Consider the following 18,562-nt stretch of genomic DNA (forward strand, 5'->3'; position numbering starts at 1 on the left):
AATGGGCCGGCAAAGCCCCTACCTCAATCCGCGCAATCGCCTTTCGATATGCCGCCGCTCCGGCGCTTGGCTAGTCAACTCCAGCGCCCGCTGCCAGGCCGCCCGCGCCTCTTCGACATTCCCCAACTGCTGGTGCATCTCTGCCCGCGCCGCATGGGCCAGGTGATAGTCACGCAAATCACCCGCCGTCAGAATTGCCTCCACCGCGTCCAGGCCCGCCTGCGCACCGTCGCGATTGGCCAGCGCCACCGCCCGATTGAGCGCCACCACGGCTGACGGCCAATGCCGTTGCAGCACATCATATAGCCCGACGATTTCTGCCCAATCGGTTTCTTCAGCCGTCACGGCCTCGGCATGCACGGCCGCGATCGCCGCCTGCACGGTATAGGCACCAAAAGCCCGGCTGGCCAATGCCAGGCGCACCAGCTCGCAGCCTTCGGCGATTTGCTCGCGGTCCCACAGGCTACGGTCTTGCTGGTCAAGCAACACCAGATTGCCCTCGGCATCGCAGCGTGCCTGCTGCCGCGATGCCTGCAGCAGCATCAGCGCCAGCAACCCGACGGCCTCGGCGTCCGGTAGCAGTTGCACCAGCAAGCGGCCGAGGCGGATCGCCTCGTCACTCAGTTCCTGTTGCAGCACGGCCTCGCCCGAGGACGCCGAATAACCTTCGTTGAATACCAGGTAAATCACACGAAGCACGCTCTCCAGGCGCTCGGGCAGCTCATGCATTTCCGGGACCTTGTAGGGAATGCCGGCATCACGAATCTTGGCCTTGGCGCGGACGATGCGCTGGGCGATGGTCGCAGGGCTTTGCAGGAAGGCGCGAGCGATTTGCTCGGTGGTCAGGTCGCAGACTTCACGCAGGGTCAGCGGTACCTGGGCATCGGCCGCCAAGGCCGGGTGGCAGCAGGTAAAAATCAACCGCAAGCGGTCATCGGCCAGCAGTTCCTCTTCACTGGGGTTTTGCCCCTGGCCTTCGATCAACATGATCAGGTCGGCCTGGGAGCGGTCGAAGCGGGCACGCCGGCGCAACGCGTCAATGGCCTTGAAACGCCCGGTCGAGACCAGCCAGGCCCGTGGATTGTCAGGGATGCCGTCACGCTGCCAGCGTTCGACGGCGACAAAGAAGGCATCGTGCAGGGCCTCCTCGGCCAGGTCGAAATCCCCCAGCAGGCGGATCAACGTCGCCAGGATGCGCCGTGAATCCCGCCGGTACACCGCTTCGACTTCAGCACGAACCTGCGCCGGCCCCGTCATCAGTCCGGCATCCGCTGGGTCACGACCTCCACTAGGCGGTCCAGGCTCTCTCCCCAGCCCTGATGGAAACCCATTTCTTCATGGGCGCGGCTGTCGGCAGCGTTCCAGTGCCAGGCACGTGCGGTATAGCGGGTCTTGCCGTGTTCTTCGTCAAAGCTGATCACCGCAGTCATGAAGGCTTTGTCCGACGGCACCCAACCGGGCGTGAAGGCATCGGTGAACACCAGCCGGCGCGGGGCGGCGATTTCCAGGAACACGCCCTGGGTAGGGTACTCGGAGCCATCCGGGGCACGCATGAGGGTACGGAAAAGGCCACCGACCCACAGCTGCATCTCGCATTGCGGGGTGGTCATGCCGTGGGGCCCCCACCACTGCATCAGCCATTCGGGCTCGGTCCAGGCACGGAACACCTTGGCCGGCGGGGCATCGATCAAGCGACTGATGGACAGCTCGTGCTGCGCAGGCGCGGGTTGGACAAGTGTCATTCTTGTTGTTCTCCGTTGCTGTCAGGGTTGCAGTTCACGCACTGGCCGCACTTCCACGCTGCCGACTCGCGCCGCCGGAATGCCCTTGGCGATGTTCAGCGCCTCGTTGAGGTCACGGGCATCGATCAGGTAAAAACCGGCAAGCTGCTCTTTGGTCTCGGCAAATGGGCCATCGGTGATGCTCATTCGCCCGGCACGAACACGCACGGTGGTGGCGGTCTGCACGGTTTTCAGCGCCTCGGCCGCAATGATGCGCCCGGAGCTTTGCAGGGCTTCGGCGTAAGCCATGCATTCGGCGTCTTTCGGGCTGTCGGGCAGGCTGTGCAGCAGCCCTTCGTCACAATAGACCAGGCACAGGTATTTCATGGTCGCCTCCAGGCGTTGGCAACGTGCATTTGGCGATAGCCGATCAAGGCTTGAGATCGAACAGTGCTTTCTGGGTCTGCATGTCGAACGGAGCCGACCAGTGCTCGTGAATCACTTGCCACTGGCCAGCGGCCTTGCGGTAACCGACAGTGGCACGCATGAAGCCGCACTGGCTCTCGTCATCCCCGGGGCCGCAACGGTTCAACCAGTGAGCCAGGCCCAGCTCGCCCTCGGCGTGCACGGTGAGTTGGGCAAGTTCGAAGACCATTGGCCCGGGGCACATGCTCATGCACATTTCCCAGTGCGCCTGGTAGGCGGCCTTACCCTTGAACTGCAGGGACTGGATGGCATCGAAAGCGACGATGTCGTCGGCGTAGGGCGCCGTGATGGCGGGGATATCACGGTCACGCACGGCTTGCATCCAGCGGTCGATAAGCTGACGGATTTCATTTTCGGCTGCCGTGTTCATCGGGTGTTCCTCCGATCGTTCATGAGCGTTCTGGCACAAGGATGTCTTGCACCTTCAGCTCATGGTCGAACGGTAGCCGGAGAAATCGACCGGCCACGGGATAATTTTGCTGGAGACAGGCATGTGTCCACAGCCAACAGGGTGAGTGATCAAGCCAGAGCTGCCTGCTCGAACACCTCATCCGCCCACTGATTGAGACTTTTGCCGGCAGCGCGGGCTGCAACACTGGCTGCCGCATGCACCTCTGGACGAATGCGCAGCATGACCTTGCCTGAAGCCGGTTTTTCCGGGGTAATGCCTTGCTCCGCGCAGTCGGCCAGATAATCCTCCAACGCCTCCCGGAAGGCTTCATGAAGCTCGGGCACCGAGCTTGCGTGAAAACTGATGATGTCGCGCATGCCCAGCACACGGCCAACAAAAATATCATCACGCTCATCGTATTCGATACGGGCGGCATAGCCCTTGTAGCGCATGCAACTCATAGGCTTACTCCTGCCCGCAGCAAAAATTCGCGGGCCTCTTCAATCTGATACCGTTTGGCTTCCTTGCCAGGATGGGGGCGATGGCACCTCCAGCTCTGGCCGCCAAGCACCAGCTTGACCCTGGAGCCTTGCCGCTCAAGCACCTGCCCACCCAGGTGAAGCACCAGGGCTTCGACCTCGGAAAACGCCAGAGAGGCCGTGGTGGGCGTTCTGAAGATAGCGTCGTAGATTTTTCGGTATCGAGTGTTCATCGAAAAATGCTATCACATTAAGATAGCATTTATTCCCCGATATCCATTCAGGATTTTTCCGTACCTGCCAGCACCTGCGCATAACGCTCGCGGTCGACGTTGGCCCCGCTCAGCACCACGGCCACACGCTTGCCGGCCTGGCGCTGGCGCTCCTGCAGCAACGCGGCCAGCGCTGCGGCACCAGCGCCTTCGGCGGTATTGTGGGTGGTTTCGTGATAGATGCGCATGGCCGCTGCCACTTCACTGTCGGTCACCCGCACGATGCGTGCGGCATGTTCACGGACCAGGGCGAAGGCATCCGGGTGAGGTACCCGGCAGGCCATGCCATCAGCAAAGGTATCGGCCGTGGCCGTGGTGACGATGCGGCCCTGCTCGAAACTCTGCGCATAGGCATCGGCGGCACTGGAGACCACACCGACGATCTCGGTCCTGAGCCCCAGCAGGTTGCGCGCCTGGATCAGCCCGCAGATGCCCGAGCCCATGCCAATCGGCACGTACACGCAATCCAGCTCGCTCACCGCCTCGAACAGCTCCAGGGCATAGGTGGCCACACCGCGTACCAACTCTGGGTGGAACGAGGGCACCATGTCATAACCCAGCTCCTGCGCCAGGCGGGCTGCCTCTTCGCGGGCCACGTCGAAGTCGACACCGTGTTCCACCAACTCGGCGCCCAACGCACGCATGGCAGCGTTCTTCTCTTTCGAGTTGCCCTCAGGCACCACGATCACCAACGGCATGCCCGCCTGGCTCGCAGCCAGCGCCATGCTCTGGCCGTGGTTGCCGCGGGTGGCGGTAACCAGGCCCCGCGGTGGCTTGCCGGCGGCCAGTAGCGAACGCACATACACCAAGCCGCCGCGCACCTTGAAGGCACCCGTAGGGGCGTGGTTTTCGTGCTTGACCCACAGCTTGCAGCCGACTCGCTCGGCTAACAGCGGCCAGACGCGCTGTGGCGTCGGCTGGACGTGCTGGTGAACGAAATCGGCGGCTTCGCGCAGGGCGGCGAGGTCGAACATGGCGATCATCCTTATCGGTCGGTAAGGCACCGATCCTAATCGCCTTGGGCAGGTTTGGTAAATTGCTCAGGGCCCTGTCACCGACCAAGCGGCGACAGGGCCATCAGCGCATCAGCCTTGCTGGCAACCTTCGCCCATCGCCCGGTACTGAATGGTATGTACCTGGCCATGATGGTCTTCATAGGTCATGGTCGCAGGCACCACTTCGCAGACATTGGGGATGGTCGACAGGTTGATCACCCGCTTGATGTCAAGGTTCATGGAATAGTCGTACTGTTGGGCCACGGGCTCGCTGGAGACCGGCTTGGCCTCATCGGCGAGGGCGAACGAGGACATACCGACCAGTGCAAGAATCAGTAATGGTTTCATGGGGTTTGGCCTTTAGAGCAATCCAGCTGATCGAGTGACTTCTGATGCCGTCAATGGCGCGGAGAAGTTGTCATCAACTGCAAAGATGACACGAAGTACCGATCCCGCTTCGTCTACTGCGAGTGGGAATAGCTGAAATTCTACTCTCGAGCAAAAATAGTTGAATCCTGAACTCGGATATTCACCCTTGCGGGATTTGCAACAATCTGCGACAAAGCGCAACGGCTCGCTGACCTGGAACCCCTGGGTAGAGCCCATCGCTCCAGGTATCGCCATGACTGCCCTGCATTGCACCCGGCTTATCGGCCCCGAGCGTCGATTGCTCGAACATTTCTACAAGCACCAGGGTTCGCGCATGCGCGCAGCCAATGACGGTGAATCATGGGTGGCACGCAGTGATGGGATCATTGCCGGCCTCTGCCTCACTGCCGTCGCTGACGGCCACTGGCTCACCGGCTTGTTCGTCGCCCCGGACCACCGTAAGCGTGGGGTGGCGGCGCAACTGGTCGAGGCGGCGCTGGCCGGGCACAGCGGCCCGACCTGGCTGTTTTGCCACCCCGACCTCACGGCTTACTACCAGCGCCTGGGCTTCAGCATCACTGCGCAACTGCCCGAAGCGCTGGCCTCGCGCCTGCAACGCTACCAGCGCAGCAAGGACTTGCTGGCCATGGTGCGCGCTCAGTCCTCGTGGTCATCCAGCCCCGGGAACAGCACATCGGTATAGCCGAACCGGGAAAAATCCTGAATACGCGAGGGGTACAGCCGGCCGATCAGGTGATCACACTCGTGCTGCACCACCCGCGCATGAAACCCATCGGCAAAACGGTTGATCGGATTGCCCTGCGGGTCGATGCCCTCGTAGCTGATGTGCTTGAAGCGCGGCACCACCCCGCGCAGACCGGGCACCGACAGGCAGCCCTCCCACCCCTCCTCGATCTCGGTGGTCAGCGGGGTGATCACCGGGTTGAGCAGGATGGTCTGTGGTACCGGCTCGGCATCCGGATAACGCTCGCTGCGTTCGAAACCAAAGATCACCAGCTGCAGGTCGATGCCGATCTGCGGTGCAGCCAGCCCTACCCCACCCACGTGGTGCATGGTTTCGAACATGTCATCGATCAAATGCTGCAATTCGCTGCTGCCGATCAGATGTTCAGGCACCGGCGGCGCGATGCGCAGCAGGCGCTCGTCGCCCATCTTGAGAATGTCACGGATCATCGCGGGTTCGGCTCGGTCGGTTGGGGCTCGACCGGGTGTTCATGGCCGAGCACGGTGATGGTTTCCTGAGGTCTGGCGCCCTCGAATTCCTTCTCGCCCGGGTCCTTGCCTTCGCTGGACATGTGCTCGATCACCGCGTTCATTTCAGCGCCCAGCAGCAGTACGGCGGCAGATATGTAGAAATACAACAGCAGCACGATGATCGCACCGATGCTGCCATACATGGCGTTGTAGTCGGCAAAGGTCTTGACGTAGTAGGCAAAGCCCAGAGAGGCGATGATCCATACTACTACCGCCAGCACCGAGCCGGGGGTAATGAAGCGAAACTTCTGTTTGACGTCCGGCATCACGTAATAGATCAATGCCACCGCGATCATCATCAGGATGATGATCGCCGGCCAGCGCAGCACGGTCCACACGGTGACGATCACTTCCTGCAGGCCGACCTGAGCGGCAATCCACTCCATCACCTGCGGCCCCAGCACCATCAGCGCGGCTGCCGCCAGCAGCATGCCGGCAATACCGACGGTATAGATGATCGACAAGGGAATGCGTTTCCACACCGGGCGGCCCTCAGGCACGTCATAGGCGGCATTCATGGCGCTCATCATCAGGCGCACGCCGGCCGATGCAGTCCACAGCGCGATCACGATACCCACCGACAACAGCCCGCCCTTGGACTGCTGCAGCTGGTCGATGACCGGGTTCACCTGCTCCAGCGCCTGGGGCGGCAGTACCAGCTCTGATTGCAGGCGTAACCAGGAGAAGAAATCGGGAAGGTGCAGAAAACCGATCAGGGCAATCAGGAACAGCAGGAACGGGAACAGCGAAAACAGCATCTGGTAGGCCATTGCTGACGCATAGGTCGACATCTCGTCATCGAGGAACTCCTTGACGGTGCGTACCAGTACGCGGTGCACGGGCAGCCCGCGCAGGTCGGGGAAAATCATAGCGTCTCCTTTCGCCGCTTGATTCGTAAGTACAACGGGTAAGTCTAATAGACCGCGCCGGTGATGTACTGCTCCCGGCCATGCCAGAAGAAAATGCCTGTACCTGCACGGCCTCTTCGCGGGCGTGCCCGCGAAGAGGCCGGTGACAGCCATTTCAGATCAAGGCTTTTTCACCGCATCCTTCACATTGCCCTTGATCTGCTGTGCCTCGCCCTTGAGTTCCTGGGCCTTGCCCTCGGCCCGCAGCTTGTCGTTGTCGGTCACCTTGCCGACACCTTGCTTGACGTTACCGACCGCTTCGTTGACCAGGCCTTTGGCTTTGTCTTTGGTACCGCTCATGGCAAAACTCCTGCGAATGGAGACACGTGGACCGTGTCGACAGTCGGTGGACCTGACACTTTCTCCAAGAGTTTCAAACAATTTGCCCGGTTCAAGCCAAGCGGTGAATCTGCGGGCGAATATCGCACCGAATAGGGCCCGGCGCACTGCTCAAGGGCCGAAGGCTGGCCTAGAATCGATGCCAACCTGCGTATAAGAACAACAGTTTCCGGATATTTGCCCCATGCGTTTGATGCCCCTGTTCGCGGCCATGCTGCCGTTGTTGCCCTTGCCTGCCCTGGCCGCCGCACCGGCCAGCGAAACCCTTAAAGTCGAGCGTTACGCCGACGATGGCCAACCTGGCACCCTGCGCTGGGCCATCGAGACCAGCAACCAGAACCCCGGCCATTACCGCATCGAGATCGCAGCCGTCGGCAAGCCGCCTTATGTAATTCGCCCGACCCGTGCGCTGCCGGAGATCAAGGGGCCGGTACAGATCACCGGCTTGCCCTGGGCCCGTGACGGCCAGTACATCGCCATCGACGGCTCGGGCTACATCAAGGACCAGGGCGTGCGCACCTGCCCAGGCGCCCTGCCCGGCCAGTTCGGCACCAACGTGCGCACCACCACCAACCCGGGGCTGGTGATGCGCGACACCCAGGGCGTGCACCTGAGAGGCCTGGAGGTGCGCAACTTCTGCATCGGCATCCTGGTCAACCGCGCCAGCGGCAACGTCATCGAAGACAACCGCATCGTCGCCAACAAGGGCGGCGCCGGCATCATGCTCACCGGCGACGACGGTGCCGGCAACCCGACTGCCACCACCACGGTCAACAACAAAGTGCTGCGCAACCAGCTGATCGACAACGGCGATGGCCTGGAGCTGACCCGCGGCGCGGCGTTCAACCTGGTGGCCGACAACCTGTTCCGCTCGACCCCGGCCAACCCTGAGCCGTCACAGGGCATCGAGATCCTGTTGGGCAACGACAACAGCGTGGTGCGCAACCGCTTCGAAAACTACTCCGACGGCCTGCAGATCAACTGGGGCAAGCGCAACTACCTGGGCGCCAACACCTTCAGCGGTAACTCGATTGGCGTCAGTGTCACCGGCGACAGCAACATCCTCGACGGCAACCTGATCCACGGCAACCGCATCGGCGTAGCCTTGCGACCGGAACCGGACGTCACCACCACGCGCCTGAGCGGCAATCGCATCTGGGGTAACAGCCAGGACATCCGCCGCTGTGAAGCCGGTGGTTCCTGCGTGCCGAACCAGCGTACCGGCGCCATCGTCTTTGGCGTGCCGGCCCAGGCCCATGCGCTGTACGTGGGATCGCGCGGGGTCGGTGCGGATCTGCCGAAGAAGGACCAGGCGATCATTTGCGATGCCAAGGGCGAGCCCACGCCGTGCCAGCCGCTGCCCAACCACAACCAGCAGGCGCCACGGCTGATCGCCCTGGACGGCAATGTATTGCGTGGCGAGGTGCAGGGGCCGGTATCGAGCCTGTTGCGCATCGAGGTGTTTGGCAATGCCCGGGCGGATGGGACCGAGGCGGAGCGGTATCTGGGGGATGTGCTGGTGAACACTGATGAGCAGGGGCAGGCGCGGTTTGCCCAGGTTCTGGAGAACATCAGTGAGTTGAAGAGCTTCACTGCGACGGTCACTACGGCGGATGGGGCCACTTCAGAGTTGAGCCTGCCGGTTCGTCGCCAGGGCTGATGGCCCTTTCGCGGGTGAACCCGCTCCTACAGGGATACCGCTGCCTTCGAGGTATGTGCTGAACCCGGGGCAGCGGGTTCAACTGCGATGAGGGCCTCAAACCTTGCGAGGGCCGGTGGCACCCCTCACAATGCAGCCCTAATCAAGCGTCAACCCGCAGGAACCTGCATGAAACTCGACAAACCCACCGCCATCGCCCGCCGTAACCAGGCCTTGGCCAACCCGGTGCTGACCAGCGCCAACACCCTGTTCGCCATCCTCGACCGCAAGCGCAACCTGTGGTGGTTCGAGGTGCCGGTGGCATTGCTGCGCAAAGGCCAGCCCGACTGGGTCAACCTGCTGCTGCACACCCCGGAAAGCGACGATCTGCAGCACCTGAAGGTGCCGGTCAACTTCCTTCGTGCTCACCAGGAGCAGATGGAAGTGCGCAACCCCGGCAAGCGCCGCTCGACCATCAGCCTGGCCCTGAGCGCCGACCGTGACTCGCTGCTGCGCGACACCCGCCCGGGTGGCGAGCAGCTGGACTTCCGGACCTTCGTGCAGGCCTGATCAGGCCTTTTCGATGCGATCGTCATGGATGACGATGCGCCCCTGCTTGAACAACCCACCAATGGCCTTCTTGAAGTTGCCCTTGCTGACGTTGAACATCTGGCTGACCAGTTCCGGAGCGCTCTTGTCGCTCACCGCCAGCACCCCGCCTTCGCTCTCCAGGCGCGCCATGATCCGGGCCTGCAGGTCATCGCCCAAGGCCTTGCCGACTGGCTGCAGGCTCAGGGCGATCTTGCCGTCATGGCGCACTTCCTTGATGAAACCCTCCACATGCATGCCCGAGCGCAGGAACTTGAACACCTCGTTCTTGTGGATCAGGCCCCAATGGCGGTTGTTGATGATGGCCTTGAAGCCCATCGGCGTTTCGCCGGCCACCAGCAACTGGACGGGCTGGCCAACCTGATAGTCGGCCGGGGTGCGGTCGAGGTAGCGGTCCAGGCGCGAGGTGGCGGTAATGCGCCGGGTACGCTTGTCGAGATAGGCGTGCACCACGCAGTAGTCGCCGATCTTCAACTGGCGTGACTCTTCCGAATACGGCATCAGCAAGTCCTTGGACAGGCCCCAGTCGAGGAAGATGCCGGCACCGTTGATGTCCTTGACCTTGAGGCTGGCGAACTCGCCAACCTGCACCTTGGGCTTCTCGGTGGTGGCAATCAGCTGGTCTTCGCTGTCCAGGTAGATGAACACGTTCAGCCAGTCGTCGACCTCGGTTTCGGCGTCCTTCGGGATGTAGCGCCCGGGCAGCAGGATTTCGCCATCGGCGCCGCCGTCCAGGTACAGGCCGAATTCCACGTGTTTCACGATTTGCAAACTGTTGTAACGCCCAAGCAGAGCCATTTCCGATGTTCCTCAAGACAAGGCGGCTATTCTACACCTGAAGCCACTGCGCTGCCCGATCGCCGATGCGGCGGAACCGCGCTGGCGCCCATTGCGTCATACCCGTATCCGTCAGCACCAGGACCTGAACATGCCGGTACGCCTGTGCAAAGCCCTGCTCATCGCCATCGCCTGCGCCGTGGTGCTGGCGGCCTGTAGCCGCATCGACCTGGCGTATCGCAACCTCGACCACCTGGTGCCCTGGTCGCTGGGCGACTACCTGGCGATGAACCGCGAGCAGAAGGCATTGCTCGACGAACGGCTCAAGGAGCACCTCGCCTGGCACTGCAAGACCCAGCTGCCGGGCTACCTCGACTGGCTCGACCGGGTGCGCGACATGGTCGCCAGGGACCAGGTGACCGACCAGGCCCTGCAGCAGCGCACTGGCGAGGCGCGCCAGGCAATCGGCCGGGTAGCGGAAGCGATCACCCCTTCGGCCACCGAACTGCTGCGCGGCATGAGCGACAAGCAGGTGGCCGAGATGCAGCAGGCCTTTAACGATGATATCCGCGAGCGGCAGAAGGAATACGTCGACACCCCGCTGCCCAGGCAGATAGCCCGCCGCAGCGAACGCATGGAAAAACGCCTGAACAACTGGTTTGGTGAGCTCAATCCCGCCCAACACCAGCGTGTCCAGGCCTGGTCGCAAGCACTGGGTGACCAGAACCGCCAGTGGATCGCCAACCGCCAGCACTGGCAGCAACAGTTGATGCTGGCCATGAACCAGCGCAACGACGCCAGCTTCGCGCCGCGCCTGGCCACCTTGCTGCAACGCAAGGAAAGCCTGTGGACGCCGGAGTACCGGGCGGCCTATCAGAATACCGAGCAGCAGGCGCGCAGTTTGCTGGTTGACCTGATGCACTTGAGCACACCGGCGCAGCGGCAGTACCTGCAGGAACGGCTGGCGAAAGTCCGCACGGATTTCAGCGAGATGAAGTGCCTGAAAAGCTGAATGTGATCTGCACGGCCGGCCCCTTCGCGGGCAAGTCGGACCGCGAAGGGGCCGGCCCTGCAAAGCCAGGATCAGCGCCCCTTGCGCCGATAGGGAAACACATCGATCACCTTGCCTTCGCGGATCGCCGCCTGCAGCCCCTTCCAGTAGTCCGCGTCATACAACTCCCCATGCAAGCGGCTGAACAACCGGCGCTGGCCGATATCGGCAAACAGGAACGGCGGGAACTCTTCGGGGAACACATCGTGCGGCCCGATCGAGTACCACGGCTCGCCAGACATCTCATCCTCCGGGTAGCGCGGTGGCGGGATGTGCCTGAAGTTCACCTCGGTCAGGAAGCTGATTTCGTCGTAGTCGTAGAACACCACCCGCCCATGCCGGGTAACACCGAAGTTCTTCAGCAGCATGTCACCCGGGAAGATGTTCGCCGCCGCCAGTTGCTTGATGGCCAGCCCGTAGTCCTCGAGCGCTTCGAGCACCTGCCCTTCACTGGCATGCTCCAGGTACAGGTTGAGCGGGGTCATGCGCCGCTCGGTCCAGCAGTGGCGCACCAGCACCGTGTCGCCTTCAAGCGCCACGGTCGAGGGTGCCACTTCCAGCAGTTCGGCCAGGCATTCGGGCTCGAACTTGCCACGCGGGAAGCGGAAATCGGCGAATTCCTGGGTATCGGCCATGCGCCCGACCCGATCGACGCTTTTCACCAGCCGGTACTTGTCGATCACCGTGGCGCGATCCACGGTCTTCGATGGCGAGAAGCGGTCCTTGATGATCTTGAACACGGTATTGAAGCCCGGCAGGGTGAACACGCTCATGACCATGCCGCGCACCCCGGGGGCCATGACGAAGCGGTCGTCGCTGCTGGCCAGGTGGTTGATCAGGGCGCGGTAGAATTCTGACTTGCCCTGCTTGTAGAAGCCGATCGAGGTGTACAGCTCGGCAATGTGCTTGCCCGGCAGGATGCGCTTGAGGAAGTTGACGAACTCCGCCGGTACCGGCACATCGGCCATGAAGTACGAACGGGTGAACGAGAAAATGATCGACACCTCGGCCTCGTCGGTGATCAAGGCATCGGCCTCGATGCCATGGCCCTCACGGTGCAGCAGCGCGATCACCAGTGGCCACTGCTCGTCACTGTTGTACAGGCGGCCGACCAGGTAGGCGCCCTTGTTGCGGTACAGCACCGGTACGAACAGTTCCACGGCCAGCGCCGGGTCTTTGCACACCCAGTCTGGCAGGCATTCGCGCAGTTGCTCCTCGAGGCGTACGAGGTCGCCTTCCAGGTCACCGTAGGGGGCGTCGAACGGGTAATCGGCGAAGATGGCCCGCAGCAGGCTCTTCAGCCCGGCCCCGAGCGTGTAGGTGCGGGTCTGTGCCGCGCGCTCGTGGGCACGAATCGAGGGCCGGGTGGTGTGGATGAACATGCAGCCGTCGCTGATCTGGTCGTGGCTGAACAGGCTGCAGAACAGCGAGTTGTACCAGGTCTCCGCCAGCTCGTCGTCCAGCCGCGGGTCGATCAGGCGGATGTAGGCGTTTTTTACCAGCGGCCACTGTTCCACATCCAGCAATATCGGCTCCGGGAAGCCCTGGCGCAGCCAGCCGTTGACCTCGGCGACCTTTTCTTCATAGAGGTTGATGCGCGCCGCCGAGGCACGCTGGATGTCCTGCCAGCGCGCCTGCTCGAAGCGCTCGCGGGCGCCCAGGGTGATCTGCTGGAAGTGCTCGCGGTAGTTGTCGAAGCCGTCGAGGATTGTCCGGGCGATATCGGCTGCGGGCCAGGGCTGGGGCATGCGAGGAACCTCGGGTTGCTGAGATAAAGAGCTTAGCCTGTACCGGCCTCTTCGCGGGCTCGCCCGCTCCCACAGGATCTCCACATTGCAGAAGGCGGTGTTATCCCTGTGGGAGCGGGCGTGCCCGCGAAGAGGCCGGTACAGGTTTACAGCGCAAGAAAGCACAAGAATCCCTCCGCCCGCCTGGCGTACACTCGCGCCCTGCCCTGCACCCGGAGACCGCTGTGAGCCCCATCGCCCTAGCCCGCCTGCTGATCCTTGCCGCTGTCTGGGGGGCGAGCTTCCTGTTCATGCGCATCATCGCCCCGGAGTTAGGCACCCTGCCCACGGCGTTCTTCCGCGTTGCCATCGCCTGCCTGGGCCTGATCGCCATCCTCGCCGCCACCCGGGTGCGCTGGAACTTCGATGGCAAGCTCGGCGCCTGCCTGGTGCTGGGCATGATCAACTCGGGGATACCCGCTACCTTCTATTCCGTGGCCGCACAAGTGCTGCCCGCTGGCTATTCGGCCATCTTCAACGCCACCACTCCGCTGATGGGGGTGTTGATCGGCGCGCTGTTCTTCCGCGAAGCCATGACCCTGCCCAAGCTGGGCGGCATTTTCCTCGGCCTGTTCGGGGTCGGCATCCTCAGCGGCGCCGGCCCGGTCGCCCTGGACATGGCCCTGGTGCAAGGCGCCCTGGCCTGCCTGGCTGCCACCACCTGCTACGGCTTCGCCGGTTTCCTCGCCCGGCGCTGGATCAGCGGCCTGGACAGCCGCCTGTCGGCCCTGGGCAGCATGCTCGGCGCCACCTTGATGCTGAGCCCGCTGTTCGCCTGGAGCGCCCTGACCCAGCCACCGGCGAGCTGGGGCGGCTGGCAGGTATGGCTGTCGCTGCTGGGCCTGGGCCTGCTGTGCACCGCCTTCGCCTACATCCTGTACTTCCGCCTGCTGGCCGAGATCGGGCCGGTCAAGGCCAGCACGGTGACCTTCCTCATCCCGGTGTTCGGTGTGCTGTGGGGCGCTTGGCTGCTGGACGAGCCGCTGTCGATGGCGCACCTGTACGGTGGCGTGTTGATTGGCGTCGCGCTGTGGCTGGTGCTGCGGCCTGCCCGGAACTGACCCGTCCGCCAACTGCAACACACCTCTCAGTAGGAGCGGCTTTAGCCGCGAATACCGGCAAAGCCGGTGCCAGCCACCGCGCTGGATTCTTCGCGGGTAAACCCGCTCCCACAGGGTTCATTTGCAATCCGCCGTGCGGTTTCACCTGTGAAACCGCCGCTCCGCATGCGTTACCCGAATTTGCCCTGTTCAATTGCACGGTCCACTTCACTGCGCCGTGAATGGGCATTTCCGTGCCATATAAAAAACCATGTTTCATATATAAAACATGCGTGTTTGGCACTTTACTCAGCAACTAATTAATAACTAACGCTTTTTTATTTAAATAAAGGAAATGTTTTAACTGGCACTGTTCATGCACTAAACGGCGTATCACCTATGAAACAGACCAGCGAGTTGATCCCATGGCTGTGAAAGAGATGTACGCAATCGCCCCACAGTGGCATACGCCTCAACCTTGCGATGCACAGGCGCCCACTGAAATCGAGTTTCGCAATGTCGGCAAGGCCTTCCCGGCCAAGGGGCAACACGAGGCCCCGTTCGCCATCCGCGGTGTGAACTTCCAGATTCGTCGTGGTGAAGTGGTGTCGATCATCGGCCCGTCCGGCTGCGGCAAGAGCACCATTCTCAACATGGGGTCGGGCCTGTATCGCCCCAGCGAGGGCGAAGTCCTGGTCAGCGGCGCAGCGGTCACCGGCCCGGTGCCCAAGGTCGCTTTCATGCTGCAGAAGGACCTGCTGATGCCCTGGCGCAGCATCCGCCGCAACATCGAACTGGGCCTGGAAATCCAGGGCATGCCCGCCACTGAACGCAAGGCCATCGCCGAAGACCTGCTGAGCCGCTGCCACCTGCAGGGCTACGCCGACCACTATCCCTTCCAGCTCTCCGGCGGCATGCGCCAGCGCGCCGCCCTGGCCCGCACCCTGGCCATCGACCCGCAAGTCTTGTTTCTCGACGAGCCGTTCTCGGCCCTTGATGCGCAGACCAAGATGATCCTCCAGCAGGACCTGGCGCGCATGTTGTTCGAAGAGAAGAAAACCGCGCTGTTCATCACCCACGATCTGGTCGAGGCCATCGCGCTGTCCGACCGCCTGCTGGTCATGAGTGCCCGGCCAGGCACGATCATCGAAGAAATCGAGATCGACCTGCCGCACCGCGACAACCCTCTGGAACGCCGCAAGCTGCCGGAAATCGGCCCGTTGGCCGGCCGCCTGATGGACTTGTTGCACGTCGGCGCCGACCACGAACTGCATTGATCGACGTTCACTACCCCCCGGGAGTCAGCATGTTCAATACACCCTTCAAACGCCTCGCGCTCGCCGCCCTGGGCCTGGCCTTCGCCCTGCAGGCCCAGGCCGAGCCGACCAAGGTCACCTACCTGCTACCGGCACCGCCCAGCCTGCCTGCCTTCGCGCCGTGGATCATCGCCAAGGAAAAGGGCTACTACCAGGCCCAGGACCTGGACCTGACCTTCATCGCCGCCAAAGGTGGTGTCGATGTGGCCAAGCAGATCGGCGCCGGCAACGCGCTGGTCGGCGGCGCCATCGGCGACACACCGATCATCGTCCGCCCCAACGGCATCCCGGTGCGCACGGTGGCCGTGCTCGGCGGTGGCGGAGTGACCATGATCGCCACCAACGCCAGCGCCGGGATCCGCAACATACAGGACCTCAAGGGCAAGACCTTGACCGTGATGTCGTACTCCGACACTACCTACTACGCCCTGCTTGCCTCGCTGCGCAAGGCCGGCCTGAACAAGGACGACGTCGACATCCAGGCCGCCGGGCCGTCCGGCGTCTGGCAGCTGTTCTCGGCCAACAAGGCCGAAGCGATGGCCGGGGTACCGGACTGGGTGGTCAATGCCGAGGACGCCGGGCTCAAGTATCAACTGATCCCCCGCGACCAGGTATTCGACAGCATGGCCCAGGCGATCCTGGCCTCGGACGATGCCATCGAGCACCACCCGCAGGTGGTTCGTGGCGTGGTCCAGGCCACCCTGCACGGCCTGCAGGACATTCTCGACGACCCCAAGGCAGCCGCCGCCACCTTCGCCCGTGCAGTACCGGCCTATGCCGGCAAGGAAGCCTCCCTGGAGAAGACCTTGCGCCTGTACGTGGAGTACGTCTACGCCGGCCAGCCGGTGCCAGGGCGCATAGACCCGGGACGTCTGGATGCCGTGCGCAGGTTCTATGTCAGCGAAGGCATCGTGCCCCGCGAGTCGCCGCTCGAGGAGCTCTACAGCAATCAGTTCATCGACACCCAGACCGCGGCCAAGTAAAGCCCCGGCAACCAAGGTAAGCGCCTGATGAAAAACCTCAACACCTCCGTGCTCGGCAGCCTTGCCCTGCTCCTGTTGTTCCTGTTGCTCTGGCAATGGGGCCCGCGCCTGCTCGGCATGCCCGAGTTCGTCATGCCGCCGCTCAGCCGCGTGGCCGAAGAAAGCGTGCTGATGTGGCAAGGCAGCAGCCTGCTCGAACATACCCTGATCACCGCCTTCGAGATCATCGTCGGTTTCGCCCTCGGCGCCCTGCTGGGTGTGTCGATCGGCGTGGCCCTGGGCCTGTCGCCGTCGGCCGAAGCCATGCTCTCGCCGTACATCCTGGCCCTGCAGATCGCGCCGAAAGTGGCCTTCGCTCCGCTGTTCGTGATGTGGCTGGGCTACACCATCTACCCGAAAATCCTCATCGCCATCCTCATCGTGTTCTTCCCTGTGATGATCAATGTGCTCTCGGCCATCCGTACCGTCGACCCAGACATGATCAATCTGGTGCGCACCATGAACGCCACCCGCTGGCAGATCTTTCGCCTGGTGGAGTTCCCCTCGGCCATGGCTGCGCTGTTCTCCGGCCTGCGCATCGCCTCGACCCTGGCGGTGATCGGCGTCACCGTCGGCGAACTGGTCGGTGGCAACCAGGGCCTGGGCTTCCTGCTGGTGGACGCCGAAGGCCAGGGCAACACCGCGGGTGTGTTCGTGGCCATCGTCCTGCTCACGCTGATCGGCGTGCTCGCCTACGGCGCCGTGGTATGGGCTGAAAAACGCGTGCTGCATTACCTCCCCAAAGCCATGCTGAGTACTTCGTGATGACCTACCACAACCTCCTCGCCGGCCGCCGCGTGCTGGTCACCGGTGGCGCCCGCGGCCTGGGCTTCGCCTTCGCCCAGGCCATCGCCCAGGCCGGTGCCCGCGTCGTGATCGCCGACATCCTCGCCGGCCGAGTACAGCAGGCCGCTTGCGAACTGAGTGCACAGGGCCTTGATGTCAGCGGAGTCAGCCTCGACCTGGCCGACCCGGCCTCGATCAGCCGCTGCATCGAACGCACCGTCGAGCGCCTGGGCGGCCTGGATGGCCTGGTCAACAACGCCTCGATCACCAACTCCGGCGGCAAGAGCTGCGAAGAACTGGACATCGAAACCTGGGACCAGGTGATGCAGGTGAACGTGCGCGGTACCTGGCTGATGACCCGAGCCGCCCTGCCGGCGCTGCGCGGCAGCGGCTGCGGAGCGATCGTCAACCTGGCCTCGGACACCCCGCTGTGGGGCGCGCCCAACCTGCTGGCCTATGTCGCCAGCAAGGGCGCGCTGATCGCCATGACCCGCAGCCTGGCCCGCGAACTGGGCGGCGACAGCATCACCATCAACGCCATTGCCCCCGGGCTGGTGCAGGTCGAGGCCACGGCCTACGTGCCTGAAGCCCGCCATCGTCTGTACATCGACCAACGGGCCATTCAGCGCCCGCAACTGCCCGACGACGTCAGCGGGGCCGTGCTGTTCGCCCTGTCCGACCTGTCGCGCTTCATCACTGGACAAACCCTGCCGGTCAACGGCGGGTTCGTCATGCCCTGAGCACAAGGAGACCGCCATGACCGATCTGAGCGTTGAACAACAGACAGCGAAAACCTGGGAACAACCGGCAGGTTCCGACCTGGCCGCATGGATGCAGACGCGCATCGCCCGCTATGAAACCCGCCGCTACGACTGGGACGCACTGAAGTTCCAGGCCGACTTCGACCCCAAGTTCCGCCGCGCGCAGATGCGCTACGTGGGCACCGGCGGTACCGGCGTGAACAGCGACATGAACACCATCCCGTCCGAGCACTTCACCTTCTCGACCATGGTCATCCCTGCCGGCCATGAAGGCCCGCCCCACCTGCACACCGACGTCGAGGAAGTGTTCTTCGTGCTGCGTGGCAAGCTCAAGGTGGTGATCGAAAAGGACGGCGAGCGCTTCGAGACCGTGCTCAGCGATCGCGACCTGATTTCCGTTCCGCCGGGGGTGTACCGCGAAGAGATCAACATCGGCGACGAAGACGCGCTGATGTGCGTGATGCTCGGCGCCAAGAAACCGGTCACGCCTACTTACCCGCCAGCTCACCCGCTGGCCTCGATCAAGCGCGGGTAAGCCG

23 protein-coding genes are annotated in these 18,562 nt (G+C 63.1%); 10 read left to right on the forward strand and 13 right to left on the reverse strand.

Features of this window, described 5'->3' with window-relative positions; all coding sequences use genetic code 11:
• Positions 1 to 18: 18 nt before the first annotated feature.
• The 8 genes from APH33_RS13875 to APH33_RS13910 all read right to left on the reverse strand — a co-directional run bounded on the left by APH33_RS13875 (position 19) and on the right by APH33_RS13910 (position 4,692).
• A complete protein-coding gene (locus APH33_RS13875) occupies positions 19 to 1,257 on the reverse strand; it encodes an RNA polymerase sigma factor (RefSeq protein WP_054885696.1) in 1,239 nt (412 codons plus the stop codon).
• Positions 1,257 to 1,742 carry an SRPBCC family protein gene (locus tag APH33_RS13880; RefSeq protein ID WP_054885697.1) on the reverse strand — a complete coding sequence of 162 codons (486 nt, stop codon included), beginning with the start codon at positions 1,740 to 1,742 and terminating at the stop codon, positions 1,257 to 1,259. Before APH33_RS13880 ends, APH33_RS13875 begins: the two co-directional genes overlap by 1 nt.
• A 21-nt stretch (positions 1,743 to 1,763) precedes the next feature.
• Positions 1,764 to 2,108: a YciI family protein gene (locus tag APH33_RS13885; protein WP_054885698.1), complete on the reverse strand. Its 345-nt coding sequence runs from the start codon at positions 2,106 to 2,108 to the stop codon at positions 1,764 to 1,766.
• A gap of 43 nt (positions 2,109 to 2,151) precedes the next feature.
• A complete protein-coding gene (locus APH33_RS13890) occupies positions 2,152 to 2,577 on the reverse strand; it encodes a nuclear transport factor 2 family protein (protein ID WP_054885699.1) in 426 nt (141 codons plus the stop codon).
• Positions 2,578 to 2,726: 149 nt separating this feature from the next.
• The gene (locus tag APH33_RS13895) at positions 2,727 to 3,059 is read right to left on the reverse strand and encodes a type II toxin-antitoxin system HicB family antitoxin (RefSeq protein WP_054885700.1); all 333 of its coding nucleotides are present in this window, start codon (positions 3,057 to 3,059) and stop codon (positions 2,727 to 2,729) included.
• A complete protein-coding gene (locus tag APH33_RS13900) occupies positions 3,056 to 3,310 on the reverse strand; it encodes a type II toxin-antitoxin system HicA family toxin (RefSeq protein WP_054885701.1) in 255 nt (84 codons plus the stop codon). The genes APH33_RS13895 and APH33_RS13900 overlap by 4 nt, the downstream gene beginning before the upstream one ends.
• A 47-nt stretch (positions 3,311 to 3,357) precedes the next feature.
• Entirely contained in the window at positions 3,358 to 4,323 is a 966-nt protein-coding gene (locus APH33_RS13905) for a threonine dehydratase (protein WP_054885702.1), read from the reverse strand.
• A 111-nt stretch (positions 4,324 to 4,434) separates the two neighbouring features.
• Positions 4,435 to 4,692 carry a DUF2790 domain-containing protein gene (locus APH33_RS13910; RefSeq protein WP_054885703.1) on the reverse strand — a complete coding sequence of 86 codons (258 nt, stop codon included), beginning with the start codon at positions 4,690 to 4,692 and terminating at the stop codon, positions 4,435 to 4,437.
• Positions 4,693 to 5,047: 355 nt separating this feature from the next.
• On the opposite strand from APH33_RS13910, the gene APH33_RS13915 reads away from it, so the two are divergent.
• Complete coding sequence (locus APH33_RS13915) at positions 5,048 to 5,416, forward strand: GNAT family N-acetyltransferase (RefSeq protein WP_054885731.1); 369 nt, start codon at positions 5,048 to 5,050, stop codon at positions 5,414 to 5,416.
• On the opposite strand, the gene def is transcribed toward APH33_RS13915, so the two are convergent.
• From def to APH33_RS13930, 3 genes are all read right to left on the reverse strand, one after another.
• Positions 5,371 to 5,907 (reverse strand): peptide deformylase, encoded by a 537-nt coding sequence (def, locus tag APH33_RS13920; RefSeq protein WP_054885704.1) that lies wholly within the window; start codon positions 5,905 to 5,907, stop codon positions 5,371 to 5,373. The genes APH33_RS13915 and def overlap by 46 nt on opposite strands.
• On the reverse strand, positions 5,904 to 6,857 hold the full coding sequence (locus APH33_RS13925) for a YihY/virulence factor BrkB family protein (RefSeq protein WP_054885705.1): 954 nt from the start codon (positions 6,855 to 6,857) through the stop codon (positions 5,904 to 5,906). The genes def and APH33_RS13925 overlap by 4 nt, the downstream gene beginning before the upstream one ends.
• Before the next feature lie 159 nt (positions 6,858 to 7,016).
• Positions 7,017 to 7,196: a CsbD family protein gene (locus APH33_RS13930; RefSeq protein WP_054885706.1), complete on the reverse strand. Its 180-nt coding sequence runs from the start codon at positions 7,194 to 7,196 to the stop codon at positions 7,017 to 7,019.
• 223 nt (positions 7,197 to 7,419) lie between these two features.
• On the opposite strand from APH33_RS13930, the gene APH33_RS13935 reads away from it, so the two are divergent.
• Together APH33_RS13935 and APH33_RS13940 are read left to right on the forward strand one after the other, a co-directional pair.
• The gene (locus APH33_RS13935; protein WP_054885707.1) at positions 7,420 to 8,895 is read left to right on the forward strand and encodes a nitrous oxide reductase family maturation protein NosD; all 1,476 of its coding nucleotides are present in this window, start codon (positions 7,420 to 7,422) and stop codon (positions 8,893 to 8,895) included.
• Between the two features lie 168 nt (positions 8,896 to 9,063).
• Positions 9,064 to 9,444, forward strand: a complete 381-nt coding sequence (locus tag APH33_RS13940) for a hypothetical protein (RefSeq protein ID WP_054885708.1) — start codon at positions 9,064 to 9,066, stop codon at positions 9,442 to 9,444.
• Here APH33_RS13940 and APH33_RS13945 read toward each other — a convergent pair whose 3' ends face one another.
• Complete coding sequence (locus APH33_RS13945) at positions 9,445 to 10,281, reverse strand: S1 RNA-binding domain-containing protein (protein WP_054885709.1); 837 nt, start codon at positions 10,279 to 10,281, stop codon at positions 9,445 to 9,447.
• 130 nt (positions 10,282 to 10,411) lie between these two features.
• On the opposite strand from APH33_RS13945, the gene APH33_RS13950 reads away from it, so the two are divergent.
• On the forward strand, positions 10,412 to 11,272 hold the full coding sequence (locus APH33_RS13950; RefSeq protein ID WP_054885710.1) for a DUF6279 family lipoprotein: 861 nt from the start codon (positions 10,412 to 10,414) through the stop codon (positions 11,270 to 11,272).
• Positions 11,273 to 11,343: 71 nt separating this feature from the next.
• On the opposite strand, the gene aceK is transcribed toward APH33_RS13950, so the two are convergent.
• Entirely contained in the window at positions 11,344 to 13,059 is a 1,716-nt protein-coding gene (gene aceK / locus APH33_RS13955) for a bifunctional isocitrate dehydrogenase kinase/phosphatase (protein WP_054885711.1), read from the reverse strand.
• 224 nt (positions 13,060 to 13,283) lie between these two features.
• On the opposite strand from aceK, the gene APH33_RS13960 reads away from it, so the two are divergent.
• The 6 genes from APH33_RS13960 to APH33_RS13985 all read left to right on the forward strand — a co-directional run bounded on the left by APH33_RS13960 (position 13,284) and on the right by APH33_RS13985 (position 18,558).
• On the forward strand, positions 13,284 to 14,159 hold the full coding sequence (locus tag APH33_RS13960) for a DMT family transporter (protein ID WP_054885712.1): 876 nt from the start codon (positions 13,284 to 13,286) through the stop codon (positions 14,157 to 14,159).
• A 419-nt stretch (positions 14,160 to 14,578) separates the two neighbouring features.
• Positions 14,579 to 15,415 carry an ABC transporter ATP-binding protein gene (locus tag APH33_RS13965; protein ID WP_054885713.1) on the forward strand — a complete coding sequence of 279 codons (837 nt, stop codon included), beginning with the start codon at positions 14,579 to 14,581 and terminating at the stop codon, positions 15,413 to 15,415.
• Between the two features lie 29 nt (positions 15,416 to 15,444).
• Positions 15,445 to 16,437 carry an ABC transporter substrate-binding protein gene (locus APH33_RS13970; RefSeq protein ID WP_054885714.1) on the forward strand — a complete coding sequence of 331 codons (993 nt, stop codon included), beginning with the start codon at positions 15,445 to 15,447 and terminating at the stop codon, positions 16,435 to 16,437.
• Between the two features lie 27 nt (positions 16,438 to 16,464).
• Positions 16,465 to 17,241 (forward strand): ABC transporter permease, encoded by a 777-nt coding sequence (locus APH33_RS13975; RefSeq protein WP_054885715.1) that lies wholly within the window; start codon positions 16,465 to 16,467, stop codon positions 17,239 to 17,241.
• Positions 17,241 to 18,002, forward strand: a complete 762-nt coding sequence (locus APH33_RS13980) for an SDR family oxidoreductase (RefSeq protein ID WP_054885716.1) — start codon at positions 17,241 to 17,243, stop codon at positions 18,000 to 18,002. The genes APH33_RS13975 and APH33_RS13980 overlap by 1 nt, the downstream gene beginning before the upstream one ends.
• A gap of 16 nt (positions 18,003 to 18,018) precedes the next feature.
• Positions 18,019 to 18,558 carry a cupin domain-containing protein gene (locus tag APH33_RS13985; protein ID WP_054885717.1) on the forward strand — a complete coding sequence of 180 codons (540 nt, stop codon included), beginning with the start codon at positions 18,019 to 18,021 and terminating at the stop codon, positions 18,556 to 18,558.
• The last annotated feature ends 4 nt before the right edge of the window (positions 18,559 to 18,562 follow it).

The sequence above is a fragment of the Pseudomonas sp. NBRC 111130 genome, assembly GCF_001320485.1.
Lineage (GTDB): Bacteria > Pseudomonadota > Gammaproteobacteria > Pseudomonadales > Pseudomonadaceae > Aquipseudomonas > Aquipseudomonas vlassakiae.

Bases quoted from the DNA above. Each gene is read 5' to 3' on its own strand.
- APH33_RS13875 (WP_054885696.1), bottom strand. From the start codon at position 1,257: ATGACGGGGCCGGCGCAGGTTCGTGCTGAAGTCGAAGCGGTGTACCGG.
- APH33_RS13880 (WP_054885697.1), bottom strand. From the start codon at position 1,742: ATGACACTTGTCCAACCCGCGCCTGCGCAGCACGAGCTGTCCATCAGT.
- APH33_RS13885 (WP_054885698.1), bottom strand. From the start codon at position 2,108: ATGAAATACCTGTGCCTGGTCTATTGTGACGAAGGGCTGCTGCACAGC.
- APH33_RS13890 (WP_054885699.1), bottom strand. From the start codon at position 2,577: ATGAACACGGCAGCCGAAAATGAAATCCGTCAGCTTATCGACCGCTGG.
- APH33_RS13895 (WP_054885700.1), bottom strand. From the start codon at position 3,059: ATGAGTTGCATGCGCTACAAGGGCTATGCCGCCCGTATCGAATACGAT.
- APH33_RS13900 (WP_054885701.1), bottom strand. From the start codon at position 3,310: ATGAACACTCGATACCGAAAAATCTACGACGCTATCTTCAGAACGCCC.
- APH33_RS13905 (WP_054885702.1), bottom strand. From the start codon at position 4,323: ATGTTCGACCTCGCCGCCCTGCGCGAAGCCGCCGATTTCGTTCACCAG.
- APH33_RS13910 (WP_054885703.1), bottom strand. From the start codon at position 4,692: ATGAAACCATTACTGATTCTTGCACTGGTCGGTATGTCCTCGTTCGCC.
- APH33_RS13915 (WP_054885731.1), top strand. From the start codon at position 5,048: ATGCGCGCAGCCAATGACGGTGAATCATGGGTGGCACGCAGTGATGGG.
- def (WP_054885704.1), bottom strand. From the start codon at position 5,907: ATGATCCGTGACATTCTCAAGATGGGCGACGAGCGCCTGCTGCGCATC.
- APH33_RS13925 (WP_054885705.1), bottom strand. From the start codon at position 6,857: ATGATTTTCCCCGACCTGCGCGGGCTGCCCGTGCACCGCGTACTGGTA.
- APH33_RS13930 (WP_054885706.1), bottom strand. From the start codon at position 7,196: ATGAGCGGTACCAAAGACAAAGCCAAAGGCCTGGTCAACGAAGCGGTC.
- APH33_RS13935 (WP_054885707.1), top strand. From the start codon at position 7,420: ATGCGTTTGATGCCCCTGTTCGCGGCCATGCTGCCGTTGTTGCCCTTG.
- APH33_RS13940 (WP_054885708.1), top strand. From the start codon at position 9,064: ATGAAACTCGACAAACCCACCGCCATCGCCCGCCGTAACCAGGCCTTG.
- APH33_RS13945 (WP_054885709.1), bottom strand. From the start codon at position 10,281: ATGGCTCTGCTTGGGCGTTACAACAGTTTGCAAATCGTGAAACACGTG.
- APH33_RS13950 (WP_054885710.1), top strand. From the start codon at position 10,412: ATGCCGGTACGCCTGTGCAAAGCCCTGCTCATCGCCATCGCCTGCGCC.
- aceK (WP_054885711.1), bottom strand. From the start codon at position 13,059: ATGCCCCAGCCCTGGCCCGCAGCCGATATCGCCCGGACAATCCTCGAC.
- APH33_RS13965 (WP_054885713.1), top strand. From the start codon at position 14,579: ATGTACGCAATCGCCCCACAGTGGCATACGCCTCAACCTTGCGATGCA.
- APH33_RS13970 (WP_054885714.1), top strand. From the start codon at position 15,445: ATGTTCAATACACCCTTCAAACGCCTCGCGCTCGCCGCCCTGGGCCTG.
- APH33_RS13975 (WP_054885715.1), top strand. From the start codon at position 16,465: ATGAAAAACCTCAACACCTCCGTGCTCGGCAGCCTTGCCCTGCTCCTG.
- APH33_RS13980 (WP_054885716.1), top strand. From the start codon at position 17,241: ATGACCTACCACAACCTCCTCGCCGGCCGCCGCGTGCTGGTCACCGGT.
- APH33_RS13985 (WP_054885717.1), top strand. From the start codon at position 18,019: ATGACCGATCTGAGCGTTGAACAACAGACAGCGAAAACCTGGGAACAA.